This window comes from Geodermatophilus nigrescens (genome assembly GCF_900129495.1).
Classification (GTDB): Bacteria; Actinomycetota; Actinomycetes; order Mycobacteriales; family Geodermatophilaceae; genus Geodermatophilus; species Geodermatophilus nigrescens.
This window is the reverse complement of sequence record NZ_FQVX01000005.1, coordinates 146,533-173,186: the sequence shown is the minus strand read 5'-3', so window position 1 is coordinate 173,186 and position 26,654 is coordinate 146,533. Positions and strand designations below refer to the sequence as shown.

The window sequence follows — 26,654 nt, the reverse complement described above, 5'->3', positions numbered from 1 at the left end:
CCGCGGCGCTCCCCCGGGTGAGCGCCGCGGTCCGGACCGGACGGCTGGATCCGACCCGCTGCTCGGTGACCGCCCTGGCCCGCGGCGACTCCCCCGTCGCCACGGCCGGGCCGGCGCAGCGCTGGTTGCTGGTCGAGCAGCCGGGCCCGTGGGGCCGCGACGCGCTCACCGCGTCCCGGTTCGACGCCGCCGTCGCCCCGCAGCTGGCCCGCCGCGCCCGCGCCGAGGGCGTGCGGGTGCTGCTGGTCCGCCAGCCGGGCGAGCGCGCGGCGGGGCCCGGGCGCCGGTGGGCCTACGCCGACGGCCGCCCCGGCCACGAGGGGCTGTGGTGGTCCGAGCGGGAGGCCGACGCCGACCTGCTCGAGGCGCCGTGGGACGGCTCGGCCGGCGAGCGCGCCGAGCGGCCGCTGTACCTGGTGTGCACGCACGGCCAGCACGACGCCTGCTGCGCGCTGCGCGGCCGGCCGCTGGCGCGGTCGATGCCGGTGCCCGACGCCCTCGACGTCTGGGAGTGCAGCCACCTCGGCGGCTGCCGGTTCGCCACCAACGTGCTCGTGCTGCCGCACGGGTTCGCCTACGCCCAGGTGCCCGGCGACGGCGCGGACGTGGTGGGCGCGCACGCCCGCGGCGAGGTGGCGCTGCCGTTCCTGCGCGGGCGGGCGGGGATGCCGCTGCCGGTGCAGGCCGCGCAGCACTTCGCCCGCGAGCGGCTCGGCCTGCTCGGCGTCGACGACCTGCCGCCGCTCGGCACCCGCCGGCTGCCCGACCCGGACGGCGACGGGGTGGAGCTGTTCGACGTCGTCCTCGGCGGCCCCGACGGCGAGGTCGCCGTGCGGGTGGAGAGCCGGCCGGCCGCGGAGGCCGCACAGCTGACCTGCAAGGCGCTGCACGCCGCGCACCCGCGGGAGTGGACGGCGCTGGCGTTCTCCTAGAGCGCGCGCCCGCGGGCCAGCAGCAGCGGGATCGCCACCTCGGCCGCGGTGAGCGACCCGTGGTAGGCCGCGAGCCGGCTGGGGCCGGGCTCGGTGCCCGACGCGGTGATCGCCCAGGGCCCGCGGGCCAGCGCGACGACGTCGCCGATCCGGCCGGCGAGGGCGGCGTCGACGTCGCCGAAGACGCCGCTGGCCACCGCCTCGTCGCGGCCGGCCACCCAGGCGCGGTCGCCGAGGACGCCGCGCCAGGCGTCGAGGACGTCGGCCGCGGCGCCGGGCACCGCGTGCACGTAGCGGGCCCGCGGCTCGCCGGCCAGCAGGGCGACGCCGTCGAGCAGGGCCGGCTCGTCGTCGACGTCGACGCGGGTGTGCGCGGGGACGTCGAGCATGCCGTGGTCGGCGGTGACCAGCAGGGCGGCGTCGTCGGGGAGGCCGTCGACGACCTGCTCGACGAGCCGGTCGACGAGGGCGAGCTGCATGCGCCAGCTGTCGGAGTCGACGCCGCGGACGTGGCCGGTGAGGTCGAGCTCGGGCGTGTAGCCGTAGACGAGACCGGTGGGCGCGAGCGCGAGGGACTGCAGCAGCACGGCGGAGAGGTCGCCGGCGCTGACGGTGCCCGAGTAGGTGGCGCCGCGGTAGGCGGCGGTGGACAGCCCCGAGCCGTCGTAGGCGTACGGCGCGACCGCGGTGACCGGCAGCCCGGCCGCGGCGGCCTGCTCGAAGACGGTGGGGCGGGGCTGCCAGTCGCGCGGGTCGGGGTCGTCGGTCCAGGCGACGTGGTTGAGCAGGCGGTCCTCGCCGGGGACGGCGGTGACGAAGCCGAGGACGCCGTGCCCGCCCGGGGGGACGCCGGTGCCGAGGGTGGTGAGGCTGACCGGGGTGGTGCTGGGGCAGGGCGCGTCGAGGTCGCCGGCCGGGCCGGTGAGCGCCGCGAGGGTGGGCGCGAGGTGCGCGTGGTCGCGCAGAAGCTGCGCGCCGAGGCCGTCGACGAGCAGGACGGCGACCCGGCGGGCCCCGCCGAGCGCGGCGGTGAGGCCGAGCGGGTCCGGCGGCAGGCCGGCGCGGTCGACGGCGACCCCGAGGGCGGTGGCGACGCCGGGCAGCACGTCGGCGAGGGTGCGGTCGCCGTAGGCGGGGCGGACCAGCCCGTCGGGGAGCACGGTCACGGGCGGGTGGCCAGCACGTGCAGGCCGGTGGCGACGTCGCGGTAGGGCGAGGCGGCGGCCAGGGCCAGCTCGAGCCGGCGGACGGCGGCCGGGTCGGCGCCGGAGCTCGCGTCGAGCAGGTCGGCGACGACGGCGACGCCGCGCCACTCCCCCGGGGTCAGCCCGGCGTCCTCGACCAGCGCGAGCAGGTCGGCGGGGCCGAACCGGCGGCGGGCGGGGCGGGTGCGGCCGGGCGCGGGGTCGCGGTCCTCCAGGAGCGCGAGCGCCTCCTTGGGGTGCCCGGACAGCGCGCGGGCGAGGACGGCGCCGGCGCGGTTCGCCGTCGCCACGCTGACCTGCCCGCCCGACCGCAGCGCGCGGGTGATCTCGCGCAGCGTGGTGGCCGGGTCGTCGACCACCTCGAGGACGGCGTGGCACAGCGCCAGGTCGTAGCCGCCGCCGTCGTCGCCGGTCCCGCCGAGGGGCAGCTCGTGCAGCTGGTCGCCATCGCCCTGCAGCCCGCGGACGCGCGCCCCGACGCCGGCGTTCTGGGCGCGGCGCTCGAGGGTGGCGAGGGCGTCGGCGCTGGGGTCGACGACGGTGACCTCGTGGCCGAGGCGGGCGAGCGGGACGGCGAAGCCGCCGCTGCCGCCGCCGACGTCGAGCACCCGCAACGCGCTGCCGGCGCCGACCAGGGGGTCGAGCGCGGCCCACACCGCGGCGGTCCGGACGGGCAGCTGCTCGCCGGAGGACGGGTCGGGGGCAGTCGGCGGCACCCGACCGACCCTAGTGCCGCCGCTGCCCCGCCACCGGGCGGTCCAGGTGGGGACGCCGTCGGCGGCCTCGCGGAGGCGATGGGCACCTGGGGCGCGTTCCCGGCCCGGACCGCGCCCCAGGTGCACACCACCGCGGGCCGGCGGCTCAGTGGCCGGAGCTGCCGGGGCTGGAGTGCCAGAGCTTGCGCGGGGCCGCGCTCCGCTGCGCCGCGGCCTTGCGCACCGCGGTCCCGGCGTCGTCGCCGGCGGGCTTGATGTCGGCGTAGGGCGACATCCGGAAGCCCGTCGGGTGCACCAGCACCGGCTTGACCACCACCGGCCGCGACCCGTGTGAGGCCGCCGCCCCGGCGATGGCCTGTTCGGTGTACTCCCCCGGCGCGGCCATCAGCTCCGACACCCCGGCCAGGCCGCCGGTCTCCCACGCCTCGTACAGCGCCGGCAGCTCCCAGGCGCCGGTGGCCCGGATGGACACCCCGCGCGGGCCGGTGCGGCGCAGCACCCCGCGGATGACCAGCAGCCAGGAGTGGAACACCGTGGCCGCGTAGGGGCCCTGCACGTCCTCGAAGAAGGTCGAGTCGGTGCAGCCGGTGCCGTCGTCGAGGGTCACGAACACTACCCGCCGGCCCGACCGGATCGGCGGCGTCTGGGTGGCCACCTTGACCCCGGCTACCAGCACCTCCGCGCCGCTGCGGCAGCCGAGCAGCTCGCCGGCCGGCACCGCGCCGACCGCGGACAGGAACGGCCGGTAGAAGTCGACGACGTGCCGGCTGGCGTCCAGGCCCAGCACCTCGAGCTCGGCGCGCACCAGCTCGGCGTCGGTGAACTCCGGCAGCCCGGAGCCGGCCGCCTCCGACCCGGCCCACCCGGCGCCGTCCGTCTCCTCCCCCATGCCCTCCTCGGCGTCGTCCCCGGTGTCGAGCCCGAGCAGGTCGAGGCTGAGCTGCCCCACCGAGCCGGCCCGCTTCCCGCTGCGGCTCCACCGGTCGAGCTCGCTGATCTGCAGCAGCAGGTCGCGGCGGGTCACCGACTGCCGGGAGCGGGTGGGCCGGCCGGCCTCGCGGTCGCGCACGCCGAACCCGTAGAGCGAGTCGAACCCGCCGGCGAGCACCAGCCGCTCCACCACCGGCCGCGACACCGACGCCCGGTTCCAGAAGTCGGGCAGCGAGCGGTAGGGCTGCCCGGCGACGATCCGGGCCACCTCGTCGTCGGAGATGCCCTTGACGTCGGCGAGGGACAGCCGGATGCCGTGGGCCGACGGGTCGGCCATCGCCGCGGGCATCCACTCCGGCCGGCGCGGCGGCTCCTCCGGGCGGTCCTCCTCGGCCAGCCGCTCCACCCGGTAGGTGGCGTCCGAGGCGTTGACGTCGAGGCCGAGCACCCGGACGCCGAAGTTGCGGGCGTCGTCGAGGATCAGCCGCTTCGGGTACATGCCCGGGTCGTGGGTGAGCACCCCGGCGAGGAAGGCCGCCGGGTGGTGGGTCTTGAGCCACGCCGACTGGTAGGTGGGCAGCGCGAACGCCGCCGCGTGGGCCTTGCAGAACCCGAAGGAGCCGAAGGCGACCAGCACCTCCCACACCTTCTCCACCACCTCGACCGGGTAGCGCTGCAGCGCCTCCGGCATGAACCAGGCCCGCACCTCCGCGTGCAGCTCCTTGTCGCCGAGCGCGCGGCGGGCCTCGTCGGCCTGGGCGAGGTCGCAGCCGGTCATCTGCGCCACGATCTGCAGCACCTGCTCGTGGAAGACGACGACGCCGGCGGTCTCCCGCAGGTACGGCGCGAGGTCGGGGTGCGGGTAGACCGGGTCGCGCCAGCCGTTCCGGGCGAGCAGGAACGGCGTCACCATGTCGCTCTTCACCGGCCCGGGCCGGAACAGCGAGATGTCGATGACGATGTCCTCGAACGTCTCCGGCCCGAACTTGCCGACCAGCTCGCGCTGCCCCGGCGACTCGATCTGGAACATGCCGAGGGTCCGGGTCGAGCGGATCAGCTCGAAGGTGGTCGGGTCGTCGCGCGGGACGGCGTCGATGTCGACGGTCTCGCCGTCGACCCGGGCCACCTCGTCGATGGCGTGCGCGATCGCCGACTGCATCCGGATGCCCAGCAGGTCGAGCTTGAGCAGCCCGAGCTCCTCGACGTCGTCCTTGTCGAACTGGCTCATCGGATAGCCGAGGTAGCTGCTCTCCACCGGCGTGCGGTCGAGCAGCGTGGCGTCGGACAGCAGCACCCCGCACGGGTGCAGCGCGATGTGCCGGGGCAGGCCGTCGAGCCGGGCGACGAGGTCGAACAGCAGGTCGAGGTCGCCGGTGCCGCCGCCGCGCTGGGAGCCCAGCCGGCTGGCCCGCAGCTCGGGCAGGTCGCGCAGCGCCGCGTGCACCTGGTCGGCCCGGATGTGCGGGAAGGCCTTGGCGACGGCGTCGATCTCGCCCGGGGGCAGGCCGAGCGCGGCGCCGACGTCGCGGATCGCGTGCCGCACCCGGTAGGTGTCCATCATCGAGATGCAGCTGACCCGGTGGGCGCCGAAGCGGGCGATGACCGCGTCGTAGACCTCCATCCGCCGGGCGGACTCCACGTCGATGTCGATGTCGGGCAGCTGGTGGCGCAGCGGGGAGAGGAACCGCTCCATGAGCAGGCCGTAGCGGATCGGGTCGACGTCGGAGATGCCGAGCAGGTAGGTGACCAGGCTGCCCGCGCCCGACCCCCGCGCCGCCGCCCGGACCCGCAGGCCCTTGATGAGGTCGACCACGTCGGCGACGGTGAGGAAGTAGGAGGGGTAGCCGAGGGAGTCGATGACGGCGAGCTCCTCCTCCAGCCGCACCAGCACCTTCTCGCTGCGCGCCATCCCGCGCCGGCCCAGCCCCGCCTCGCAGCGGGCCCGCAGCACCTGCGAGGGGCCCATCCCCCGCTCCGCCGGGGACGTGACGACGTCGAGCTCGGGGTAGCGCACGGTGCCGATGCCGAGGTCCTCGCGGACGTCGACGGCGCACTGCTCGGCCAGCCGGGCGGTGCGCTCGAGCAGCCGCAGCGCCGCGTCGCGGTCGGGGCCGGCGATCTCCTCGGCGACCTCGGCCATCTCCTTGCCCGACTTGAGGTACCCCTCGGCGGTGCGCCGGTCGACGTGCCGGGTGTCGAGGGCGACCAGCCGCCGGGAGGCGTCGAGGACGTCGGCGGTGGGCGCGTCGATGGCGTCGACGTAGCGGACGGCGTTGCTCAGCACCACCGGCACACCCTCCTCGGCGGCGAAGCGCATCAGCCGCTGGGCGCGCAGCCGGTCACCGCGGCCGCGGTGGTGCACCAGCTCGACCACCAGCGACCCGGGGCCGAACACCGACCGCCAGGCGTCCAGGCGTGCGGAGGCGACGTCGGCCCGGCCGGCGGCCAGCGCGCGGCCCACCGGCGAGTCGGGACCGAGCACCGCGACCAGGCCGGGCGCGTGCTCGGCGGCCAGCGCCAGCGAGGCGACCGGCTCGCCGCGGGTGCCGCGCAGGTGCGTGGCGCTCGTCAGCCGGCACAGCGACCGCCAGCCCGCGCCGTCGCGGGCGAGGAAGGTGACCCGCGGCAGCCGCGGGTCGACGCTCGCCCCGCCGCGCACCGGGCTGCGCCGCACCGGCGCCACCCCACCCGCACCGCGCCCACCCGCACCGTGTTCACCCGCACCGTGCCCACCCGCACCGCGTCCACCCGCGCGCCGGGCCGCCAGCTCGTCGTCCTCACCCAGCACGCGCGCCAGCGCCGGCGGCACCGTGGTGTCCACCGCCGGGGCGACCGCGAGGTCGACCCCGAACAGCGGGCGCACCCCGGCCGACCGGCAGGCCTGCGCGAACTTGACCGCCCCGTAGAGGCCGTCGCGGTCGGTCAGGGCCAGCGCACCCATGCCGTGCTCGGCGGCGCGGGCCACGAGGTCGGCGGGGTGGTTGGCCCCGTGGCGCAGGGAGTACCCGGAGGCGACGTGCAGGTGGACGAAGGGGTCGCCGCTCACCGCCCGCGCGCGGGACGGTGGGCGGTGCCGCCGACCAGGCGCGGCCGGGGCGCCGGCTCCGGCGTGCGGGCCAGCACCTCCTCGACCACGGCGAGGAAGGCGCCGGAGTCGCGGACCAGGTCGTCGGCCTCGCGCTCGGTGACCGCGCGGGACAGCCCGGCCTCGGCCGCGGCCCGCTTGGCCGCGCCGGCGGCGAAGAAGGTGGCCCACTCCCCCAGCTCGGGGGCGACCTGCTCGAGCAGCACCCAGGCGCTGCACGGCCGGCGGCGGCCGCTCTCGGGCCGGGTGCGGGCCGAGAGCACCGCGGCGGCGGCGCGCAGCGCGGCGAGGTGGGCGGTGGCGTAGCGGTCCCGCGCGTCGGCGGCGCGGGAGGCCTCCGCCAGGGCCCGGGTGGCCTGGTCGAGCAGCTGCGCCGTGGCCGCGGGCAGCGGCGGCGGGAGGGGCAGCTGGCCGGTCCCGTCGTAGGTCATGGCGTGCGCGGCGCCCATCAGTCGTGCACCCGCACGAGCGACCAGCGGTTGTCCGCCGCGTCCCAGCACAGGTCGTAGACGCCGGCGAAGCTCATCCGCGAGCGCCCGGCCCGCACCGCCTCGACCCGGTACACCTCGCGCGGGGCGACGAGGTCGGCCGAGGCGCCGCCGGCGGCGGTCCGCTGCCACCAGGGCGCGGTCTCCACCCACGAGTCGAGCAGCTCGCCGACGACGTAGCGGCCCTGCCCGCGCCAGAACTGCGCCGGCCCGAGCGGCCCGCGCTCGACCCGCACCTCCTCGCCGACCCGCTCGCCGACGTCACCCAGCACCCGGCTCATGACGACTCCCCACCCCGCGCCGCTGACGGCCTGCCTCCCGCCCGGGCGGGGAAGTCCCGGGGCGGTGCTCGACCCGTTCGAACGTCTGTTCGAACAGTTCGAGTAGACCCGACCCCGCCGGTCGCGTCAAGCCGGACGCGCCCGGCCGGAGGACTCCCCGTCCGCGCGCCGGACGGTACGGCGGGGGTGTGACAGCGGTGGCAGGATCGCCGCCATGACCCGACCCGCCGCCCACCCCCGGGTGGCAGCGATCGCCGGGCTGCTCGCCGCGGCCGGCGCCGCCGGGGAGGTGCGCGAGGTCCCCGCCGGGGCGCGCACCGCGGCCGACGCCGCCGCCGGGCTCGGCGTGCCGGTCGGGGCGATCGCCAGCAGCCTGGTGTTCGACGTCGGCGGCCTCCCGCTGCTCGTGCTCACCAGCGGCGCCCACCGGGTCGACACCGCGAAGGTGGCCACCCTGCTCGGCGTGCCCCGCGTCGAGCGCGCGTCGGCCGACTTCGTCCGCGCGCACACCGGCCAGCCCATCGGCGGGGTCGCCCCGATCGGCCACCCCGAGCCGATCGGCACGCTCGTCGACGTCGAGCTGGCCCGGCACGAGCGCGTCTGGGCCGCCGCGGGACACCCGTCGGCGGTCTTCCCCACCACCTACGACGAGCTGCTGCGCCTGACGGGCGGCACCGCCGCCGAGGTCGGCGACGGCCCGCAGGAGACCCTGCAGACCCCCGCGGGTGCGGTGGGTCAGTGAGCGAGGAGAGACCGTGACCGGCACGACGCCCGCCGCCCGGGTGACCGAGCTGCCCGCCGGCTGGCTGCGCGACCACATGCACGAGGCGCTGGCCATCTACGGCGCCGCCATGGGCTACGACGCCTCGGTGGTGGCCGGCCGCTACGGGTACGCCGTCCAGCACACCGAGCGCCCGGGCTTCCGCGCCGTCGGCGGGTTCGCGCCCACGCCCGACGGCGAGCAGCTCGTCGGCTTCGGCTACGGCTACCTCGTCGCCCCGGGCCAGTGGTGGCACGACCAGGTGCGCGCGGCGCTCGACCGGCGCACCGCCAAGCGCTGGCTCCCGGGCGCCTTCGAGGTCTGCGAGCTGCACGTGCACCCCGAGACGCAGAGCCGGGGCCTGGGCCGGCGGCTGCTGCACGCCCTGGTCGAGGGCGTCGACGCGCCGGCCGCGCTGCTGTCCACGCCCGACGCCGACACCAAGGCCTTCCGGCTGTACCACGCCGACGGCTTCGTCGACCTCGCCCGCGGCCACCACTTCCCCGGCGACGCGCGGCCCTTCGCCATCCTCGGCGCCCGGCTGCCGCTGCAGCCGGTGCGCCGCTGAGCGTGCCGGGACCCGACCGGGCCGCCGGCGGGGCCGCCGACCGCAGGGTCGACGCCGTCGTCGTCGGCGCGGGCCACAACGGGCTCGTCGCCGCCTGCTACCTGGCCCGCGAGGGGCTGACCGTCGAGGTCGTCGAGCGCGACGACGTCCTCGGCGGCGCGGTGTCCACCGTCGAGCGCTGGCCGGGGGTGCGGGTCGACCGCGGCTCCAGCGCGCACGTGATCGTCCGGCACAGCGGGGTCGTCGAGGAGCTCGACCTCGCCGCCCACGGGCTGACCTACGTCGACTGCGACCCCTGGGGCTTCGCGCCCGCGCCCTCCCCCGGCGACCCGGGCCCGGACGGCCTGCCGCTGGTCTTCTCGGTCGACCTCGACGCCACCTGCGCCTCGATCGCCGCCGCCTGCGGGCAGGCCGACGCCGACGCCTACCGCCGCTTCGTCGGGGTGTGGGGGCCGCGCAGCCGCGCCGTCGTCGACTCCTTCGGCCGCCGCCCCACCCCGCTGGGCCTGGCCCGCGCGTTCTGGCCGCTGGGCGCGCCCACCGGCGGCAACCCGCGCACCCCCGGCGGCGACCTCGCCGTCGACTTCCTCGGCTCCGGCGACGCGCTGCTCGACCGCTGGTTCGCCTCCGAACGGCTCAAGGCGGCGCTGGCCTGGTTCGGCGCGCAGTCCGGCCCGCCGATGTCCGAGCCCGGCACCGCGGCGATGGTCGCCTGGGTCGCGCTGCTGCACGACACCCCGCCGGGCCACCCGGTGGGCGGCTCGGGCGGGCTGACGGCGGCGCTGCGCGCCCGGCTGGAGTCCGACGGCGGCCGGGTCACCCTCGGCGACGGCGCCGCGCGGCTGCTGGTCGACGGCGACCGGGTGACCGGCGTCGAGACGGTGTCCGGACGGCGGATCGAGGCGCCGGTCGTGGTCGCCGCCTGCCACGTGCTGGCCACCCGCGACCTCGCCGGGGACCACGCACCGCCGGCGCTGGCCGACGCCGCCCCGCCGGTGGGCAACGGCTTCGGGCTGGTGCTGCGCTGCCTCACCGACGCCGTCCCGCGCTACCCGGGGGTCGACCCGGCGGTGTCCGCGCAGGGCCTGCAGCTGCTGTGCACCGACCGCGCGCAGCTCGCCGCCGCGCACGGCGACTGGCTGTCCGGCCGGCTGCCGCGCGAGCCGGTGCCGCTGGCGATGTCGTTCTCCGCGAGCGACGACACCCTCGCCCCGCCCGGGCGGCACGTCGTCACGATCTGGGGGCAGTGGTACCCCTACGACCTCGCCGGCGGCGGCGACTGGGACGCCCTCGCCGCGGGCGAGGCACAGCGGCTGGTCGACGCCGTCGAGCGGTTCGCGCCCGGGTTCGCCGCGTCCGTGCAGGACGTGTACGTGCAGACGCCGCTGCTGCTGGAGCGCGAGCTGTCCCTGCTGCGGGGCAACGTCATGCACGTGGAGATGGGTCTGGCCAGCATGTTCGCCTTCCGGCCGACGCCGGCGCTGTCGGGCTACCGCGTCCCCGGCCTGGCCGGCCTCTACCTGGCGGGCGCCTCCACGCACCCCGGAGGCGGGGTGTCGGGCAACTCCGGCCGCACGGCGGCGCGCGCGGTGCTCGCCGACCGCGGCCTCGTCACCCGCGCCCGCGCCCGCGTGCAGGGGGCGGCCGGCCGGCTGCTGCGGGCGGTGCGGTGAGCGCCGCGACGGCGGCCGTGCGGGGGGCCGGCGCCCCGGCGCGGGTGCCGCTACTCCTCGCCGTCCTGCTCGTGCTGGCCGCGATCGCCTACCCGCTCACCGACGGCACCGCCCGCGACGCGGTCTCCTGGACGATCGTGCTGCTCGGCTCGGCGGTGTCGGTGACCGCGGCCGCGGCCCGGCACGGCGGGCGCACCGGCGCGGCCGTGCTCGCCGTCGTGGTGGTCGCGGCGATCGCCTTCGAGGCGGTCGGGACGGCGACCGGGTTCCCCTACGGGCCCTACACCTACACCGACGCGCTGGGCCCACAGGTGCTCGAGGTCCCGTACCTGGTGCCGCTGGCCTGGCTGATGATGGCCTGGCCGAGCCGGGTGCTCGCCGAGCTGCTCACCCGCCGCGTGCGCCCGGGCCGGCGGCGGGCCGCGCGGGTCGTCGTCGCCGCGGCGGTGTTCGCCGGGTGGGACGTCGTGCTCGACCCGCAGCTGGTGCAGGCCGGCTACTGGACCTGGGCGGAGCCCACCCCCGGGCTGCCCGGCATCGACACCGTGCCGCTGACCAACCTGGGCGGCTGGCTGCTCGCGGGGCTCGTGCTCATGGCCGTGCTGGAGCTGGTGGTCGCGCGCACCGCGGTCCCCGGCGGGCCGCGCGCGGACGCCGCCCCGCTGCTGGTGATCGGCTGGATGGTCGCCGGCGGGGCGCTCGCCCACGCGCTGTGGCTGGACCTGCCCGGGTCGGCGGCCTGGGGCGCGGGGCTGACGGCGGTCGTCGTCGCCGTCCTCGCCGTGCAGGCCCGCCGGCGGTGAGCGGCGCGGCCGTCCGGGCGCTGTCCGGCCTGGCCGTCGCCGGCGCCGCGCACGCGGCCGTGAACGCCGCCCTGCTGCGGCGCGCGCCGGCCCGCCCGCCGGAGGTGACCCGGCCGGTCACCGTCGTCGTCCCGGTGCGCGACGAGGAGGCACAGGTCGGCGCCTGCCTGGCCGCGGTACTGGCCTCGCGCGGGGTGCCCGGCCTGCGGGTGGTGGTGGTCGACGACGGCTCCACCGACGGCACGGCCGCCCGGGTGCGCGCGATCGGCGACCCCCGGGTCGAGCTCGTGCCGGCGGGTGACCTCCCCGCCGGGTGGCTGGGCAAGCCGCACGCCTGCTGGGTGGGCGCGCAGACCATGCGCGAGGACGGCTACCTCGTCTTCGTCGACGCCGACGTGCGGCTCGCCCCCGACGCCGTCGCCGCCGCGGTGGCGCTGCTCGACGCGCACGACCTCGACCTGGTCTCGCCGTGGCCGCGGCCGGTGGCCGGCACGCTCGCCGAGCGCCTGGTGCAGCCGCTGTCGCCGTGGCTGTGGATGACGACGCTGCCGCTGCGGGCCGCCGAGCGCTCGCCGCGGCCGTCGCTGACCGCCGCCAACGGCCAGTTCCTCGCGCTCACCCGGCGCGGGTACCTGCGCGCCCGCGGGCACGCGGCGGTGCGCGACGAGGTGGTGGAGGACGTCGCCCTGGCCCGGGCGGTCAAGCGCTCGGGCGGGCGCGCGGTCCCGGCGGCTGGCGCGGCGCTGGCCGAGTGCCGGATGTACGACGGCTGGGCGGCGATGCGCGAGGGCTACGGCAAGTCGCTGTGGGCGTCGGTCGGCGGCTCGCCGGCGGCGTCCGTGGCGGCGGCCGCGGTGCTCACCGCCGTCGGCGTCGTCCCCCCGCTGGCGGCGCTGCGCGGCTCGCGGGCCGGGCTGCTCGGCTGGGCGGCCGGGGTGACCGGCCGGGCGGTGGCCGCGGCGGTCACGGGCGGGCGGGTGTGGCCCGACGCGCTGGCGCACCCGGTCTCGCTGCTGGCGCTCGACCTGCTGCTGGCCGGGTCGCTGTCGGGGCGGCGCCGGGGCACGCTCACCTGGCGCGGGCGCGCGCTGCGCTGACCCGGGGTGAGGATGGGGCGTGACCTCGCCCGTGGACCCGCCCGAGACCAGCCGCCCCCGCACGCCCTTCGACCCGGGGCAGATGCGCCCGTCGGACTTCTACCGGGTGATGAACTCCGTCGTCGTGCCGCGGCCGATCGCGTGGGTGCTGTCCCGTTCGGCCGAGGGCGTGCACAACCTGGCGCCGCACTCCTTCTACACGGTGGCGTGCGTGCAGCCGCCGGTCGTGCAGTTCACCTCGGTGGGCCGCAAGGACTCGCTGACCAACATCGAGGCCACCGGCGAGTTCACCGTGAACCTGGTGCCCGAGGAGCTGTTCGAGCAGGCCAACGCCACCGGCACCGACTTCCCGCCCGACCAGAGCGAGGCCGAGGCCGCCGGCATCCGGCTCGAGCCGAGCGAGAAGGTGGGCGCGCTGCGGGTGGCGCAGTCGCCGGTGAGCATCGAGTGCACGCTGCACTCCACGCTGCGGCTGGGCGACAGCACCGTCGTCTTCGGCCGGGTGGAGTGGGTGACCGTGGTGAGCGACGCCGTCCGCGACGGCCGGCCCCGGATCGAGGAGCTGCGGCCGCTGGCGCGCCTCGGCGGCAACGAGTGGTGCACCGTCGGCGACATCCGCACGATCCCGCGGATCCCCTACGCGAAGTGGGCCGAGGACCCCTCGATCGGCGAGCAGGTCCGCGGCGGCTGAGGCATGGGAGGCTTTCCCCACGTCCTGCGGCGCAGGACGTGGGGAAAGCCTCCCATGCCTGTCACGGCAGGTGCGCGGCCACCTCGGCGGCGGCGTCGGCGCCGAACGCGTCGGCGAACCGCTCGAGGAACGGCTCGCGGCGCAGCTCGTACTCCTGGGTGCCGACCACCTCGACGGCCTCGGTGGCCACCGCGGAGCCGAGCTGGGTGGCCCGCTCCAGCGACAGTCCCCAGGTGCGGCCGGCGATGAAGCCGGCGCGCAGGGCGTCGCCGCCGCCGGTGGGCTCGACCGGCTTGGTCTCCGGGACGGCGATGACCTCGATCGGGTCGGCGTCGCGCTGCCGGACGAGCACGCCCTGGGCGGCGCGGGTGGTGACCCAGGTGCTCACGCGGCCGAGGATCTCCGCGGCGTCCCAGCCGGTCTTCTGCATGAGCAGCGCCGACTCGTACTCGTTGGTGAACAGCAGGTCGGCGCCGTCGACGAGGTCGCGGATCAGGTCGCCGTCGGCCCAGGCCAGCTGCTGGCTGGGGTCGGCGGCGAAGGGGTAGCCGCGGTCGCGGCACTCCTGGGTGTGCCGGGCCATCGCCGTCGGGTCGTTGGGGCCGATGACGACGAGGTCGGGCGCGCCGACGCGGTCGCACACCGGGGCCAGCTCGATCTGCCCGGCCTCGCTCATCGCGCCCGAGTAGAAGGAGGCGATCTGGTTGTTCACCGCGTCGGTGGTGCACACGAAGCGCGCCGTGTGCTTGAGCTCGGACCAGCGGACGTCGCGGGTGTCCACGCCGTGGCGGGTCAGCCAGGCGTCGTAGTCGGCGAAGTCGTTGCCCACCGAGCCGACCAGCACGGGCGCGAGGCCGAGCAGGGCCATGCCGTAGGCCATGTTCGCGCCGGCGCCGCCGCGGTGCTGGATGAGGTCGTCGACCAGGAACGACAGGGAGACGTTCTCCATCTGCCCCTCCACGAACTGCTCGGTGAAGCGGCCGGGGAAGGTCATCAGGTGGTCGGTGGCGATGGAGCCGGTGACGACGACGGGCACGGGGGCTCCTCGGGACGGGACGGCGGAACCCGCCCACCCTAAGAGGCGCTCCCGGGGGACCGCCGCGCGGCGTGGGGTGCGGGCGGGACGGGTAGGCCCGTGCCATGACCGACCACACGCTCGCCACGATGGAGGAGCTGGACCCCGCGCGCGGCGGGGGCGGCCCCGGCGACCACGTCGCGGTCTGCGCCTGCGGCTGGCGCAGCGACGCCGAGCCCGACCGCGACTCGGCCCTGGAGCGGCTGACCGAGCACGCGGAGGAGAACGACTAGTCGCCCAGCGCCCGGCGCAGCGAGACGCCGAGCTGCGCGGTGCCGACCAGGCCGAGCAGGGCGCCGACGGCGGCACCGGCGGTGACCACCAGCGCCGGGCCGCCGTCGACCCCGGCCGCCGCGTCCAGCCCGGTCGCGGCCACGATGCCCGCCCCGCCCACGGTGAAGCCGGTCATCGCCACCCGGGTGGGCCGCTCCCAGACCGAGATCGACCCGGTCTCGGCCACCCCGGCCTGCCCGGCTCGGGCGCGCAGGTAGTCCGGCAGCCAGCACAGCGCCCCGAAGACGGCGGCCAGCCAGCCCGGCGCCCCCGCGGCCCACAGCGCCAGCGCGTAGGCGGCCTCGGTGAGCCGGTCGACGGCGGAGTCCAGGACGTAACCGCGGCGCGAGGCCCGCCCGCCCGCGAGCGCCAACGCCCCGTCGAGGGAGTCGAGCAGGCCCGACAGCCCGACCAGCAGCCCGCCGGCGATCAGCCACGCGCCGCCGGCCACCGCCGGACCGACCGCGGCCAGCGCGACGAGCAGGCCGAGCGCCGTCGCGGCGAGCGGCGGCAGCCAGGACAGCGCCCGGGCCAGCGCGTAGGCCAGCGACAGCCAGCCGTGCACCAGGCGGCTGGCGGCCGGGTCGGTGCCGCCGTGCCACCGCGACCACTCGGCGAGGTACTCGTCGCGGCTCAGCACGGGCGCAGTCTCCCGCAGCGACACGGGGAGGGACCGCGGCCCGCCAGTGCCGAGCCACCGTCCGGCCGGGACCGGGGACAGTGGAGCGGTGCTCGCCGGCCTCGCCCCCGCCCGCCGCCGCCTGCTGCTGGCGCTGCTCGCGCTCGTCGTCGTCGCGGTGGCCGCCGTCGCCGCACTGCTGCTGACCGGCAGCGGCGACGACGCCGCGCCCGCCGCCCCGGTGTCCCAGGACGAGCCCGGCCCGGTGCTGCTGGTCCCCGGCTACGGCGGGTCCACCGGCTCGCTGGCGTCGCTGGCCGGACGGCTGACCGCCGAGGGCCGCGACGCCACCGTCGTCGCACTGCCGGACGGGGGCACCGGCGACCTGGCCGCCGCGGCCGACGCACTGGACGCCGCCGCCGAGGACGCCCTGGCGCGGACCGGCGCCCGCAGCGTCGACGTCGTCGGCTACTCCGCCGGCGGGGTGGTGGCGCGGCTGTGGGCGGCCGACGGCGGCGCGGAACGGGCGCGGCGGATCGTGACGCTCGGGTCGCCCCACCACGGCACGCGGCTGGCCGACCTGGCCCTCTCCGTCGCCCCGGAGCAGTGCCCGGAGGCGTGCCGCCAGCTGGCCACCGGCAGCGACCTGCTCACCGGGCTGAACGAGGACGACGAGACGCCGGCGGGCCCCACCTGGGTGTCGATCTGGACGGCGCAGGACCAGACGGTGACGCCGCCGGAGTCCGCCCGCCTCGAGGGCGCGCTGGAGCTCGAGGTGCAGTCGGTGTGCGCGCAGGCGCAGGTGGGCCACGGGCAGCTCCCCCGCGACCCGCTCGTGCAGGCGATGGTGCTGGCCCAGCTCGCGGCCGGCGACCCGGTGCCCCTGGGCCCCGGCGACTGCGCCCGCCTGGGCGGCTGACCCGGCGCGGCGGGGATCAGGTGACCTGATCGGAGCGCGTCCTGGCTCACCGCCGACGCCGAGCCAGGACGCGCGGCGGTGAGCCAGGACGCCGCGGCCATGCGCCCCCGCCCGTCGCGAGGGTCACGACCAGCGCTCCGGCGAGCGCGGCGACCGCCCACGCGAGCGTGCCCTCCGGGGGCATCGGCACCGCCGCCGGGGCGAACACCAGCGTGGCGAGCAGCAGGCCCCCGGCCCCTGCCGCGACCGCCTCCCCCGGCTCGGCGACGCCGGCGCGGCGCAGCACCGCCGCGGCCGCGAGCGTCAGCGCGAGCACCCCGCCCGCGCTGACCAGCAGGGCGCCGACAGCGGTGCCCGGCGCCCGGACTGCCACCGCCGCGACGCCCGCCGTCCACAGGCCGCAGGGCACGGAGAGGGCGGCCAGGCGCCCCGCGGTGCGCCGGCGGAGGGAGGACGGCACGGCGTCGGCCGCTGCCGCCGCCGGCTCGTCGAGCACGAACGCCGCCGCGACGGCCGGTGGCACCAGGGCCAGGTGCAGCCAGGCGTAGGGCGGGCCGTCCCCCGCCGCGAGCACGCAGCCGGCCAGCAGCACCGCGCCCACGGCGGAGGCGCCGCCCACCGCGACCGGGTCGACGCCCCGCGGGCTCACAGGAACACCCGGGTGGGGTCGGCCGCGCAGGCCAACGCGAGGCAGCCCACCGCGACGACGGCCAGGACGGCGAGCACCCGCCACAGCCGCGTCCGCCGGGCACCGGTCGCCTCGTGGACCATGGCCGCCGTCGCCGCCAGCCCGCACAGCGCGACCTGGTAGGCGACGTACCACCAGGGCGACCCGCCGGCCAGCCACGGGGGCGCGTCGGGCCCGTCGGCGGAGGTCCACGTGGCGAACGGCGCGTTGAGGTGGACCAGCGTCCCCCACCGGGTGGCCGTCATCATCAGGCCGGCCGTGCAGGCGAGCGTCCAGCCGGTCAGGACGACGGCGGCGACCAGCCCGGCGCCGGGGAAGCGCGTCCAGCGGCCGACGAGGACGCCGACCAGCGGACCGCCCACGGCGGCGACCACGCCGGTCGCGAGCATCCCGGCCTGCCGGCCCCACCCGATCGCGACCGGCAGGTCCGCCGCCGCCAGCGCGAGCGCCACCCAGACCGCCCACGCCAGGGCCACCGCACCCGGGACCAGGCAGGCGAGAGCCAGCGCCGCCGTGCGCAGGGCGCCGTCGGCCGGTGCCGCCCGGACCGCGTCCCCCGGCCGCGACGTCGAGCGGGTCAGGGAGTGGCCGACCAGGACGCCGGCGAGGCCGAGGCAGGCTGCGGGGACGACGGCCAGGTCACCGCCGGCGTCGTCGAGGTCGCCGAGGGAGGTCGCGGTGGCCCAGAGCAGCAGGAGCACGCCGGCGAGGAACACCGGGGAGCGGGCGTAGCGGCGCGCCTCCGCGGCGGCCAGGGTCCGCAGGGTCGCACCCCGGGTCGACGGCGCGGGCCGAGCCAGCACGGCGCTCACGCCGCCACCCCCGTCGTCCGCGCGCGCTCGCCGAGCAGCAGCAGGTAGGCGTCCTCGAGCGTGGGCTCGGCCGGTTCGGCGCCGGCTGGGGCGGCCTGCCCGACGACGCGGTGGCGGCCGGTGCCGGTGCGCCAGGAGGCGCGGGCGGCGGGGTCCGGCGCGTCGGCCAGCCACACCCGGCCCGCGGCGGTGGCCACCAGGTCGGCGACCGCGCCGTCGAAGCGCACCCGGCCGCCGTCGAGCACGACGACGCGGTCGCAGAGCGCGGCGACGTCCTCGGTCTGGTGCGTCGACAGCAGGACGGTCGACCGCTCCCCCGCCCGGGACAGCACCTGACGCAGGGTCACGCGCTGCCCGGGATCCACGCCGGTGGTCGGCTCGTCCAGGAGCAGCAGGTCGGGGTCGCCGAGCAGGGCTTGCGCCAGGCCCAACCGGCGCCGCTGGCCACCCGAGAGCGCGGAGACCCGCCGGGCCGCCACGCCGTCGAGGTCGACCAGCTCCAGCACGCGGCGCACCTCGGCGTGCCGGGCGGCCCGGTCGGTCCACTCCTTGAGGACGGCCATGTAGTCGACGAAGCCGAACCCGGTGAAGCCGCGCGGGTGGCCCATCTCCTGCGGCAGGTAGCCCAGCCGGCGGCGGACCGCGGCCAGCTGCTCGGGCCCGGCCGGCCGGGTTCCGAACAGCACGACCTCGCCGGCGCCGGGGGTCAGCACGGTGGCCGTGATCCGCAGCAGCGTCGTCTTGCCCGCCCCGTTGGGTCCGAGCAGCCCGGTGATCCCGGGCCCGAGCGTCAGGTGGACGTCGTCCAGGGCGGCGGTACCGCGGAAGCGCTTGGTGACGCCGGTGAGCGCGACGGTCGGCACGACGGTCATGACGGACTCCCCAGGGTGGTGAGGGAACGGGACCGGAGGGCGAGCACGAGCAGCGCCAGGCAGCCGAGGACGGCGTAGGCGACGAGGAGGGCCGGCGCGAGGACGGCGGTGGGGTCGGCGGCCCGGGACGCCGAGGTCACCGCGGCTGTCCAGCCGGCACCGAGGGCGGCGGCGGTGACGGTCGGCCGCACCCAGGTCGAGGCGGCCAGCAGCGCCGCTGTGAGGGACAGGGCCGGCAGCAGCCACGCGACCGCCGTCCAGGACAGGGCCGGGACGAGCAGTGCTGCGAGCAGCACCGGAGGCAGGGAGGCGGCCAGGACAGCGGCCGTGCGGAGGAGCAGCAGGCGGGTCGCGGGGTACGGCGTGGCCAGCGCCGCCTCGTGGGAGGGGTCGGCGTCGGGGCCGTAGGCGAACGCGACGCCCGCGACCGGGACGAGCGGCGCCACGAGCAGGAAGAAGGTGAGCCCGCGGTCGCCGCCGTAGGCGGCCCCGAGGCCGACGAAGACCAGCGTCACGACCAGTCCCACCAGCCAGGAGGTGCGCAGCGACGGCGCGGTGGCGACGAGGAGGGCGTCAGGGGCGGGGACGCCGAGGCGGACCAGCAGCCGCTCCAGCCGGCGCGGGCGCCCGGCGACCGCCTCGTCCCGCACCCGCTCCCAGGCCGCGTCCAGCAGCGGCACCGGCACGTGCGCGGCGATGCGGTCCCGACAGGACGCACAGCGCAGCAGGTGCTGCTCCAGCGAGGCCGCCGCCACCGGGCCGGCGTCCCCCCGCACGTAGCGGGACAGCAGGTCCTCGTCGGCGTGCCACCCGCCGGTCGACGTGCTCATGCCAGGCCTCCGGCCAGTTCTCGACGCAGGTGTGCCTTCGCGCGGTGCAGACGGGTCTTGACGGTGGCGGCAGGGATGCCGAGCAGCCGGGCGGCCTGCCGGGTGGACAGCCCGTCGAGCACGGTCGCCTGCACCACGGCCCGCATCTCCGGTGAGAGCCGCAGCAGGGCCGAGCCCAGGTCGCCGTACTCCACGCCGAGCAACGCGACCTCCTCGGCGCTCGGCGCGGTCCCCGGGTCGGCCTCCTCCTCCAGCGGCAGCACCACCGCGGCCCGCCGCCCGCGCAGCCGCGACACCAGCCGTCGGACGGCGATGCCCCAGAGCCAGGCCGCGACCTCACCGTCGCCGCGCCAGCGCTCGGCGCCCCGCCACAACGCGAGGAAGCTGTCCTGGAGCACGTCGGCGACGACGTCCGGGTCGTTGCACCGGCGCAGGAGGCGAGCGGACAGCCACGGCGCGTGCCGCTCGTAGAGCCGGCGCATGGCCGCGAGGTCCCCATCGGCCAGGGCGGCCAGCAGGGCGGCGTCCTCGTCCGCCGGTCCGGCTCGCATGCCAGGACTGTCGCAGTGCGACCCCCGGATGGTTCCCGTCCCGGACGTGCGATCCCGGCCGGACCGCCCGCAGCGGGTCCCGGTCACCGGACCGTCGGGCGTCTCCCCCCGAGACGGGGGTGCGAGGGGACGGGACGCACCATCCGGCCGCCCGTTGACTCATGCAGGCAGATACCTGCATGATCCGGGCGTGGACGACGGACGGGACGTCGACGCGGTCTTCCGGGCCCTCGCCGACCCCACCCGGCGGTCGTTCCTCGACCGGCTGCGCGAGCAGAACGGGCAGACCCTCGGCGAGCTGTGCGCACGGCTCGGCATGGCCCGGCAGTCGGCCACCCAGCACCTCGACGTCCTCGTCCGCGCCGGCCTGGTCACCGTCGTCCGCCGCGGCCGCGAGCGCCTGCACTTCCTCAACGCGGTGCCCCTGTACGACATCGCGGAGCGCTGGATCTCCGCCTTCGACCGGCCTCGCCTCGAGGCCCTCTCCGCCATCCGGTCCCGAGCAGAGGAGCTCGCCATGTACGCAGCGGTCCCCACCTACGTCTACGTCACCTACGTCCGCGCCACCGCCGAGCAGGTCTGGCAGGCGCTCACCGACGCCGACCTCACCGCCCGCTACTGGGGGCACGCCAACGTGTCGGACTGGCAGCCGGGCAGCCGCTGGGAGCACCGTCGCACCGACGGCTCGGACGTCGCCGACGCCGGCGGCCGCGTGCTGGAGACCGATCCCCCGCACCGGCTGGTGATGACCTTCGGCGGGCCCGAGGAGACGCCCGGCGACTCGCGCGTCACGTTCCTCGTCGAGCAGGGCGAGGGCATCGTCCGGCTCACCGTCACCCACGAGGACCTGCCCGACGAGCAGGGGCTGCGCGACGTCTCGCAGGGGTGGCCCGCGGTGCTCGCCAACCTCAAGTCGCTGCTGGAGACCGGCGAGGTGCTGCCCGCGGCGCCGTGGGAGATGCCGGCTCCTACGAGGTGACGTCCTTGGTCGTGAAGTTGGCCCACGCCGCGGCGAGCAGCACGCCGACGTAGACGCCCTGCAGCGCCAGCCCGCGCACCACGTCGCGCCACAGGACGGGGTCGCGGAACAGGTCGACGAAGGCCAGCCAGTACCGCGTGGGCAGGTACGGCGCGATCGGCGAGGCGGCGTCGAGGGTGAACAGCAGCGACGAGGTCACCAGCACCGCCAGCGCCCCGAGCGCCGCGGCCAGCGGCGAGTCGGTGAGCGTGGAGAAGAACAGCCCGAACGCGGCGACGCCGAGCATCGACACCGCCACGTAGCCGATCGCCATCAGCGTCCGCACCGCCAGCTCCTCCGGCGTGAGCGAGGTGCCCGACACCGACGTGCCGCCGGCGACCGGCCGCGCGTCGAACAGCAGCGTGCCCACCAGGTAGCCGACGGCGGCGACCACCACGACCGTGACGACGACGAACGCCAGCACGGCCACCAGCTTGGCCACCAGCAGCCGGGTGCGCCCGGCCGGGCGGGCGAGCAGGTAGCGCAGCGTCCCGGCCTGCGCCTCCCCCGCGACGGCGTCCCCGCTGACCACCGCGACGGCGATCGGCAGGAACAGCGGCAGCACGATCGCCAGCGCGGCCAGCGGGTAGAGCTGGCCGTTGGTGAGCACGGCCGACAGGAACGGCGGGCCCTCCCCCGGCCGCGGCGCCAGGTCGGTGAGCCGCAGCAGCACCGCGACGAGCACAGGCAGGGCGTTGAGGACGGCGATGGTCACCCACGTCCGCGGCCGCCCGAAGGTCTTGCGCAGCTCGACGCCGATCACGCCCGCTCCACCCGGTCGGCGCTGGTGCCCGCGGCGGCGAGCACCACCTCCTCGAGCGTGGGCCGCTGCAGGGCCAGCCCGCGCACCGGCACACCCGCGCCCACGAGCAGCGCGTTGACCTCCGCCGGGTCGGCGCCGCGCACGACCACCCGCCCGCCGTCGGCGGACAGCACCCGGCCGTCGAGCACCGCGCGCACCCGCTCGGGCGCCGGGGTGTCGACGACGGTGGCGCCGGTCGGCGCGGTGAGGTGCGCCATCTCGTCCTGGAGCACCAGCCGGCCGCGGTCGAGCACGCCGACCCGGCTGCACAGCTGCTCCACCTCGGCGAGCAGGTGGCTGGACAGGAACACCGTCGTCCCGCCGCGGTGCAGGTCCAGCAGCAGCTCGCGGACCTCGGAGATGCCCTGCGGGTCCAGGCCGTTGGTGGGCTCGTCGAGGACCAGCAGCTCGGGACGGCGCAGCAGCGCGCCGGCGAGGCCGAGCCGCTGGCGCATGCCCAGCGAGTAGGCACCGACCTTCCGGCGCCCCACCCCGCCGAGGCCGACCTGGTCGAGCACCTCGGCGACCCGCCGCCTCCGCGTGCGGCGGGACCCGCCCGGCCCGGCGGCGTCGAGCAGCGCCAGGTTGGCCGCGCCGGACAGGTGCCGGTGGTGCGCCGGGCCCTCGATGAGCGCACCGACCCGCGGCAGCACCCGCCGTCCGGCCCGCGGCATCCGCTCGCCGAGCAGCTCCACCTCCCCGCGGGTGGGCAGCACCAGGCCCAGCAGCATCCGCACCGTCGTCGTCTTGCCCGAGCCGTTGGCGCCGAGGAAGCCGTAGACGTCGCCGGTGCGCACGTCGAGGTCGATCCCGTCGACGGCGCGGACCCGGCCGTACTGCTTGACCAGCCCGCGGGTGACGACGACCGAGCTCACGACGGCGCCCCGGTGAGCGCGGCGGCGGCGTCGGCGAGCGCGTCGAGGTCGACGGTGCCGGTGAGCAGGAAGGTGCCCGCGCCCGGGGCGTCGACGAGCATCAGCCCGAGCGGGCCGGCGGCGATCCGGGTGCCGCGCTCGTCGCGGACGGCGTCGGGTGCGGCGGCCAGCGCGGAGCGCACGCCCGCGGCCAGCCGGCCCGGCACCGGCGCGACGGCGAGCAGGGTGACGCCCCGGCCGTAGAGGCCCACCGCCTCCGGCGCCCCCTCGAGCGTGCGCCGGGGCAGTCCGGCCAGCTCGGCGGGCAGCCGGCCCGGGGACAGCGCCCGGTCGGCGGCCTCCCGGAGCAGCCCGCCGGGGTCCGCGCCCTGCCGGACGCGGGCGCCCGGCGGCGGGTCGAAGGCGACGACGCCGGCCGGGGGCACCGCGAGGTCGAGGTCGAGGAAGCGGGTGTCCAGCGCCGGCATCGTCGCGCCCTCGGCGAGGACCTCCACGGCCAGCGGGAGCCCGGTGGCGGCGTCGGCCCAGACGTCCACCCGGGCCACCGACGACGCCGCCGCGGCCGGGACCAGGCGCAGGCCGAGGGCGTCGCGGCCGGCCACCCGGCGGGCGCCGATCCGCGCCAGCTCGTCGTCGCCGGCCTCCGACAGCAGCCGCCGGCCCAGGCTCGCGGGGACCAGGTCCGGCGGCGCGGGCAGGGTGAGCGGCGCGGGGCCGGTGCGCTCGGCGGTGGCCGACTCGTACTCCCAGGTCCAGGTGCCCGCCGGGTCGGTGTGCACGCCGGTCTCCCCCGCCGCGCCCACGACGTCGACCCGGTGCTCGTCCTCGCCGCGCCACCACACGCGCAGCTGCACGCGGTCGCTGAGCAGGTCGGCGACGGCGGGCAGCTGGTCGCTCACCGGCAGGCTCAGCCCGCCGGCCGAGACCGCGTAGCCGGAGAACCCGACGCCGCCGCTGGCCAGCACGGCGTCGCGGAGGTCGGCCGCCGCGACGTCGGCGTCGTCGGCCGGCAGCGCCGCCACGACCGCCGGCAGCGCGCACAGGACGGCGACGAGCGCGGCGACCACCGCCCACCGGCGGCCCCGGCCGTGCCCCGACATGCGCGCCACGCTACGAGCGGCCCGCAACCCGGCCGCCCGGACCGTCGCGCAGCGCGGACGTGAGCGCGGCGCACCGGCGGGTATGCGCCCGTCATGGCCCCTCCCCTCAGCGATGCCGTCGTCGTCGACGTCCTGCGCCGCCTCGACCGGCTCACCGCGCCGCTGGTCACCCGGCTGGGTCGCCCGCCGCAGCTGCCGGCCGCCGAGCGCGACGACTGGTGGGCCGACCGGGCCTCGCGGGTGGCCGCCGCCGCGAGCGGCCTGCCGCGGCTGGCCGGGCGGCTCGCCGACGTCCTGCCGCTGCAGAACACCGTCGGCACCGCCGTGCAGTCGTTGGTGGTCCTCGGGGTCGCCGGCGAGCACGGCGTCACCGACCCGGCCGAGCGGGTGTCGCTGCTCTCGCGGGTGCTGCTCGCGCGCGACCTGCCGGCCGACCGGGTGCGCCCGCTGCTCGAGCGGGTGCGCGGCGCCTACACCGAGACCGCGTTCGGCGCGCGGGAGGAGCGCGTGGGCCTGTCCGGGGCGGCGCGCACCGTCTGGCGGGCCGCCCGGCTGCTCGGCCGCATCGACGAGGCGCTCGACGCCCGCCCGAAGGGGCGCCTGGGCGCGCGGGCGCTGGCCAACCTGCCCGTCGTCGGCGTCCTCGGCGGGTACGCCGCGGAGCGCGAGGCCCTGCGCAAGGCGGCGCGGATGACCGCCGACCTGCTCGGCCCCGCGCGCCCCGTGACGGTCTAGCGGCTGCCGGTCCAGCAGCTCAGGAGACGCCGGCCAGCGTCGAGGGCACCGAGGTCCCGGTGGCCGGGTCGGTGAGGTTGAGGAAGACCTCACGCGTCGCCGTCGACCGGTTCATGGTGATGAAGTGGATGCCGGGCACGCCCTCGTCCAGCAGCCGCCGGCACATCGCCGTCGCCACCTCGACGCCGTAGGCGCGCACCGCCGCCTTGTGCCGCGGCGAGTCGCCGTCGAGCTCGGCGAAGCGGGCGGCCAGCTCCTCGGGGAAGGCCTGCCCCGACAGCTGGACGATCCGGGTGATCTGCCGGGCGTTGGTCACCGGCATGACGCCCGCGATCACCGGGACGTCGCAGCCCTCGGCGGCCACCCGGTCGCGCAGCCGCAGGTAGTCCTCGACGCGGAAGAACATCTGCGTGATGGCGAAGTCGGCGCCCGCCCGGCACTTGCGGACGAACATCTCGACGTCGGTGTCCAGGTCCGGCGAGCGCGGGTGCCGCTCCGGGAAGGCCGCGACGCCGACGGAGAAGTCGCCCATGGAGCGGATGAGCTCGACCAGCTCGGCGGCGTACTCGAGGCCCTCGGGGTGCTTGACCCAGTGGGCCTGCGGGTCGGCGCCCGGCGGGTCGCCGCGCAGCGCCAGCACGTTGCGCACGCCCGCGGCGGCCAGCCGGCTGACCACGTGCCGGAGCTCGGCGACGGAGTGGTCGACGGCGGTCAGGTGCGCCAGCGGCGTCATCGTCGTCTCGGCGGCGATCCGCTCGGTGACCGCGACGGTGCCCTCGCGGGTGGAGCCGCCCGCCCCGTAGGTGACCGAGACGAACGACGGCTGCAGCCGCTCCAGCTGCCGCAGGGCGGTCCACAGCTGGGCCTCGCCCTCGGGCGTCTTCGCGGGGAAGAACTCGAACGACCAGGTCGGCCGCGAGGAGGCCAGCAGCTCTCGGACGCTTGCGCTCACGGGATCCGAGGGTACGTGCGGGACGGTCGGCGGCCGTGCATCCGCCCGCCCGGTCCGGGCAGAAGGACCCCCGACGGCGACGGCGCGACGGCGAGGAGAGCCCCGTGAGCAAGGCCCATCGGCCCCTGGACGGGACGCGCACGACTACATGGGGCGATACTGGCCGGGTGATCACCGGCGCGGCTGAGCAGCACGGATCCGTCGTCCGGGCGCTGCCGACGCCCCTGACCGCCGCCGACCTGACCCGCATCCGCGGCGCCGTGTCGGCCGCGCTGACCGGTTTCCTGGAGGAGCAGCGGGCCACGCTGTCGGCGATGGACCCCTCGCTGACTCCCCTCGTCGACGAGGTCTGCGCGCTGGCCGACGGCGGCAAGCGGCTGCGCCCGCTGTTCGCCTACTGGGGCTGGCGCGGGGTCACCGAGGACGTGAGCGGCCCCGCCGAGGACGACGCCGCGGTGCTGCGCGCCGTCGCCGCCCTGGAGTTCGTGCACGCCAGCGCCCTCGTCCACGACGACGTCATGGACGGCGCGCTGACCCGCCGCGGCCGCCCGGCCACCCACGTCGGCTTCGCCTCCCGGCACGGCGACGACGGCCTGTCCGGCGACGGCACCGCCTTCGGCGTCGGCGCGGCGATCCTCGTCGGCGACCTCGCCCTCGTGTGGTCCGACGAGCTGCTGCGCCGCTCCGGCATCTCCGCGCCGGCCCTGGCCCGCGCCCGCTCGGTGTGGGACACGATGCGCACCGAGGTGACCGCCGGGCAGTACCTCGACCTGCTGCGCGCCGCCGGCGGCCTGCCCGGCGCCCAGGGCGCGCTGACCGTCGCCCGGTACAAGAGCGCCGGCTACACGGTGCAGCGCCCGCTGCAGCTCGGTGCCGCGATCGCCGGCGCCGGCCCGCGCGCCGCCGACGTCTACACGTCCATCGGCCTGCCGCTCGGCGAGGCGTTCCAGCTGCGCGACGACGTCCTCGGCGTGTTCGGCGACCCGGCGGTCACCGGCAAGTCCGCCGACGACGACCTGCGCGAGGGCAAGCAGACGCTGCTGGTGGTCCTCGCCGAGGAGGCGGCCGACGACGCGGGCCGACGGCTGCTGCACGAGTCCCTCGGCGACCCCGACGCCGGCGAGGAGCAGTTCGCCGCCCTGCGCGCGCTCATCGAGCGGACCGGCGCCCGCGCCCGGGTCGAGGAGCGGATCGCCGAGCGCACCGCCACCGCCCGCGCCGCGATCGCCGATGCGCCGATCGCCGCGGAGGCCCGCGCCGCCCTCGACGCGCTCGCCGTCGCCGCCACCACCCGGACCGCCTGA

At 77.7% G+C, this 26,654-nt stretch carries 28 protein-coding genes; 12 read left to right on the top strand and 16 right to left on the bottom strand.

Annotation, left to right across the window (positions count from 1 at the left end):
- Nucleotides 1–65: 65 nt before the first annotated feature.
- A complete protein-coding gene (locus BUE37_RS21115) occupies nt 66–932 on the top strand; it encodes a ferredoxin family protein (protein WP_245794828.1) in 867 nt (288 codons plus the stop codon).
- Here the strand turns inward: BUE37_RS21115 and BUE37_RS21110 are convergent.
- The 5 genes from BUE37_RS21110 to BUE37_RS21090 form a co-directional block, all read right to left on the bottom strand.
- Entirely contained in the window at nt 929–2,098 is a 1,170-nt protein-coding gene (locus tag BUE37_RS21110; protein ID WP_073422406.1) for an alkaline phosphatase family protein, read from the bottom strand. The genes BUE37_RS21115 and BUE37_RS21110 overlap by 4 nt on opposite strands.
- A complete protein-coding gene (locus tag BUE37_RS21105; protein WP_073422405.1) occupies nt 2,095–2,853 on the bottom strand; it encodes a methyltransferase domain-containing protein in 759 nt (252 codons plus the stop codon). Before BUE37_RS21105 ends, BUE37_RS21110 begins: the two co-directional genes overlap by 4 nt.
- Before the next feature lie 145 nt (nt 2,854–2,998).
- On the bottom strand, nt 2,999–6,829 hold the full coding sequence (locus BUE37_RS21100; protein ID WP_073422404.1) for a DNA polymerase III subunit alpha: 3,831 nt from the start codon (nt 6,827–6,829) through the stop codon (nt 2,999–3,001).
- On the bottom strand, nt 6,826–7,317 hold the full coding sequence (locus BUE37_RS21095) for an SAV_6107 family HEPN domain-containing protein (protein WP_083628983.1): 492 nt from the start codon (nt 7,315–7,317) through the stop codon (nt 6,826–6,828). The genes BUE37_RS21100 and BUE37_RS21095 overlap by 4 nt, the downstream gene beginning before the upstream one ends.
- The gene (locus BUE37_RS21090) at nt 7,317–7,637 is read right to left on the bottom strand and encodes a DUF6504 family protein (protein ID WP_073422403.1); all 321 of its coding nucleotides are present in this window, start codon (nt 7,635–7,637) and stop codon (nt 7,317–7,319) included. The genes BUE37_RS21095 and BUE37_RS21090 overlap by 1 nt, the downstream gene beginning before the upstream one ends.
- Before the next feature lie 214 nt (nt 7,638–7,851).
- On the opposite strand from BUE37_RS21090, the gene BUE37_RS21085 reads away from it, so the two are divergent.
- The 6 genes from BUE37_RS21085 to BUE37_RS21060 are packed head-to-tail and all read left to right on the top strand — an operon-like array spanning nt 7,852 to nt 13,229.
- A complete protein-coding gene (locus tag BUE37_RS21085; protein ID WP_073422402.1) occupies nt 7,852–8,379 on the top strand; it encodes a YbaK/EbsC family protein in 528 nt (175 codons plus the stop codon).
- 13 nt (nt 8,380–8,392) lie between these two features.
- Nucleotides 8,393–8,965 carry a GNAT family N-acetyltransferase gene (locus BUE37_RS21080; protein WP_083628982.1) on the top strand — a complete coding sequence of 191 codons (573 nt, stop codon included), beginning with the start codon at nt 8,393–8,395 and terminating at the stop codon, nt 8,963–8,965.
- 2 nt (nt 8,966–8,967) lie between these two features.
- Nucleotides 8,968–10,638 (top strand): phytoene desaturase family protein, encoded by a 1,671-nt coding sequence (locus BUE37_RS21075; RefSeq protein ID WP_073422401.1) that lies wholly within the window; start codon nt 8,968–8,970, stop codon nt 10,636–10,638.
- The gene (locus BUE37_RS21070) at nt 10,635–11,441 is read left to right on the top strand and encodes a carotenoid biosynthesis protein (RefSeq protein ID WP_245794827.1); all 807 of its coding nucleotides are present in this window, start codon (nt 10,635–10,637) and stop codon (nt 11,439–11,441) included. Before BUE37_RS21075 ends, BUE37_RS21070 begins: the two co-directional genes overlap by 4 nt.
- A complete protein-coding gene (locus BUE37_RS21065; protein WP_073422400.1) occupies nt 11,438–12,538 on the top strand; it encodes a glycosyltransferase family 2 protein in 1,101 nt (366 codons plus the stop codon). Before BUE37_RS21070 ends, BUE37_RS21065 begins: the two co-directional genes overlap by 4 nt.
- A gap of 19 nt (nt 12,539–12,557) precedes the next feature.
- Nucleotides 12,558–13,229: a flavin reductase family protein gene (locus BUE37_RS21060; RefSeq protein WP_245794826.1), complete on the top strand. Its 672-nt coding sequence runs from the start codon at nt 12,558–12,560 to the stop codon at nt 13,227–13,229.
- Between the two features lie 61 nt (nt 13,230–13,290).
- Here the strand turns inward: BUE37_RS21060 and BUE37_RS21055 are convergent, their stop codons facing one another.
- The gene (locus BUE37_RS21055; protein WP_073422399.1) at nt 13,291–14,265 is read right to left on the bottom strand and encodes a carbohydrate kinase family protein; all 975 of its coding nucleotides are present in this window, start codon (nt 14,263–14,265) and stop codon (nt 13,291–13,293) included.
- A 104-nt stretch (nt 14,266–14,369) separates the two neighbouring features.
- On the opposite strand from BUE37_RS21055, the gene BUE37_RS24080 reads away from it, so the two are divergent.
- Complete coding sequence (locus BUE37_RS24080; protein WP_175562952.1) at nt 14,370–14,537, top strand: hypothetical protein; 168 nt, start codon at nt 14,370–14,372, stop codon at nt 14,535–14,537.
- Here BUE37_RS24080 and BUE37_RS21050 read toward each other — a convergent pair.
- Nucleotides 14,534–15,217 (bottom strand): CDP-alcohol phosphatidyltransferase family protein, encoded by a 684-nt coding sequence (locus BUE37_RS21050; protein ID WP_073422398.1) that lies wholly within the window; start codon nt 15,215–15,217, stop codon nt 14,534–14,536. The two genes, BUE37_RS24080 and BUE37_RS21050, sit on opposite strands and share 4 nt — an antisense overlap.
- 88 nt (nt 15,218–15,305) lie before the next feature.
- Between BUE37_RS21050 and BUE37_RS24890 the strand changes: the two genes are divergently transcribed.
- Nucleotides 15,306–16,115 (top strand): lipase family alpha/beta hydrolase, encoded by an 810-nt coding sequence (locus BUE37_RS24890; protein ID WP_073422397.1) that lies wholly within the window; start codon nt 15,306–15,308, stop codon nt 16,113–16,115.
- A gap of 46 nt (nt 16,116–16,161) precedes the next feature.
- Here the strand turns inward: BUE37_RS24890 and BUE37_RS24075 are convergent, their stop codons facing one another.
- From BUE37_RS24075 to BUE37_RS21020, 5 genes are read right to left on the bottom strand one after another with little or no spacing between them, the layout of a single operon-like run.
- On the bottom strand, nt 16,162–16,764 hold the full coding sequence (locus BUE37_RS24075; protein WP_073422396.1) for a hypothetical protein: 603 nt from the start codon (nt 16,762–16,764) through the stop codon (nt 16,162–16,164).
- Nucleotides 16,761–17,615: a hypothetical protein gene (locus BUE37_RS23525; RefSeq protein WP_073422395.1), complete on the bottom strand. Its 855-nt coding sequence runs from the start codon at nt 17,613–17,615 to the stop codon at nt 16,761–16,763. Before BUE37_RS23525 ends, BUE37_RS24075 begins: the two co-directional genes overlap by 4 nt.
- Nucleotides 17,612–18,487: an ATP-binding cassette domain-containing protein gene (locus BUE37_RS21030; RefSeq protein ID WP_073422394.1), complete on the bottom strand. Its 876-nt coding sequence runs from the start codon at nt 18,485–18,487 to the stop codon at nt 17,612–17,614. Before BUE37_RS21030 ends, BUE37_RS23525 begins: the two co-directional genes overlap by 4 nt.
- Nucleotides 18,484–19,317 carry a zf-HC2 domain-containing protein gene (locus BUE37_RS21025; protein WP_073422393.1) on the bottom strand — a complete coding sequence of 278 codons (834 nt, stop codon included), beginning with the start codon at nt 19,315–19,317 and terminating at the stop codon, nt 18,484–18,486. Before BUE37_RS21025 ends, BUE37_RS21030 begins: the two co-directional genes overlap by 4 nt.
- Nucleotides 19,314–19,868 carry an RNA polymerase sigma factor gene (locus BUE37_RS21020; RefSeq protein ID WP_073422392.1) on the bottom strand — a complete coding sequence of 185 codons (555 nt, stop codon included), beginning with the start codon at nt 19,866–19,868 and terminating at the stop codon, nt 19,314–19,316. Before BUE37_RS21020 ends, BUE37_RS21025 begins: the two co-directional genes overlap by 4 nt.
- A 190-nt stretch (nt 19,869–20,058) precedes the next feature.
- Here BUE37_RS21020 and BUE37_RS21015 point away from each other — a divergent pair, with 190 nt between their 5' ends.
- On the top strand, nt 20,059–20,847 hold the full coding sequence (locus tag BUE37_RS21015) for an ArsR/SmtB family transcription factor (protein WP_073422391.1): 789 nt from the start codon (nt 20,059–20,061) through the stop codon (nt 20,845–20,847).
- Here the strand turns inward: BUE37_RS21015 and BUE37_RS21010 are convergent.
- Genes BUE37_RS21010 through BUE37_RS21000 form a run of 3 tightly spaced genes read right to left on the bottom strand, consistent with a single transcriptional unit; the run spans nt 20,837 to nt 23,663 of the window.
- The gene (locus BUE37_RS21010; protein WP_073422390.1) at nt 20,837–21,649 is read right to left on the bottom strand and encodes an ABC transporter permease; all 813 of its coding nucleotides are present in this window, start codon (nt 21,647–21,649) and stop codon (nt 20,837–20,839) included. The genes BUE37_RS21015 and BUE37_RS21010 overlap by 11 nt on opposite strands.
- Complete coding sequence (locus BUE37_RS21005; protein WP_073422389.1) at nt 21,646–22,563, bottom strand: ABC transporter ATP-binding protein; 918 nt, start codon at nt 22,561–22,563, stop codon at nt 21,646–21,648. Before BUE37_RS21005 ends, BUE37_RS21010 begins: the two co-directional genes overlap by 4 nt.
- Nucleotides 22,560–23,663 carry a transcriptional regulator gene (locus BUE37_RS21000; RefSeq protein ID WP_073422481.1) on the bottom strand — a complete coding sequence of 368 codons (1,104 nt, stop codon included), beginning with the start codon at nt 23,661–23,663 and terminating at the stop codon, nt 22,560–22,562. Before BUE37_RS21000 ends, BUE37_RS21005 begins: the two co-directional genes overlap by 4 nt.
- Nucleotides 23,664–23,756: 93 nt before the next feature.
- On the opposite strand from BUE37_RS21000, the gene BUE37_RS20995 reads away from it, so the two are divergent.
- Complete coding sequence (locus tag BUE37_RS20995) at nt 23,757–24,398, top strand: hypothetical protein (RefSeq protein WP_073422388.1); 642 nt, start codon at nt 23,757–23,759, stop codon at nt 24,396–24,398.
- 19 nt (nt 24,399–24,417) lie between these two features.
- Here BUE37_RS20995 and metF read toward each other — a convergent pair whose 3' ends face one another.
- Nucleotides 24,418–25,350 (bottom strand): methylenetetrahydrofolate reductase [NAD(P)H], encoded by a 933-nt coding sequence (gene metF / locus BUE37_RS20990; RefSeq protein ID WP_073422387.1) that lies wholly within the window; start codon nt 25,348–25,350, stop codon nt 24,418–24,420.
- 104 nt (nt 25,351–25,454) lie between these two features.
- Between metF and BUE37_RS20985 the strand changes: the two genes are divergently transcribed.
- Complete coding sequence (locus BUE37_RS20985) at nt 25,455–26,654, top strand: polyprenyl synthetase family protein (protein ID WP_245794825.1); 1,200 nt, start codon at nt 25,455–25,457, stop codon at nt 26,652–26,654.

Bases quoted from the DNA above. Each gene is read 5' to 3' on its own strand.
- BUE37_RS21085 (WP_073422402.1), top strand. From the start codon at position 7,852: ATGACCCGACCCGCCGCCCACCCCCGGGTGGCAGCGATCGCCGGGCTG.
- BUE37_RS24080 (WP_175562952.1), top strand. From the start codon at position 14,370: ATGACCGACCACACGCTCGCCACGATGGAGGAGCTGGACCCCGCGCGC.
- BUE37_RS21090 (WP_073422403.1), bottom strand. From the start codon at position 7,637: ATGAGCCGGGTGCTGGGTGACGTCGGCGAGCGGGTCGGCGAGGAGGTG.
- BUE37_RS21020 (WP_073422392.1), bottom strand. From the start codon at position 19,868: ATGCGAGCCGGACCGGCGGACGAGGACGCCGCCCTGCTGGCCGCCCTG.
- BUE37_RS21030 (WP_073422394.1), bottom strand. From the start codon at position 18,487: ATGACCGTCGTGCCGACCGTCGCGCTCACCGGCGTCACCAAGCGCTTC.
- BUE37_RS20995 (WP_073422388.1), top strand. From the start codon at position 23,757: ATGGCCCCTCCCCTCAGCGATGCCGTCGTCGTCGACGTCCTGCGCCGC.
- BUE37_RS21025 (WP_073422393.1), bottom strand. From the start codon at position 19,317: ATGAGCACGTCGACCGGCGGGTGGCACGCCGACGAGGACCTGCTGTCC.
- BUE37_RS21000 (WP_073422481.1), bottom strand. From the start codon at position 23,663: ATGTCGGGGCACGGCCGGGGCCGCCGGTGGGCGGTGGTCGCCGCGCTC.
- BUE37_RS21095 (WP_083628983.1), bottom strand. From the start codon at position 7,317: ATGGGCGCCGCGCACGCCATGACCTACGACGGGACCGGCCAGCTGCCC.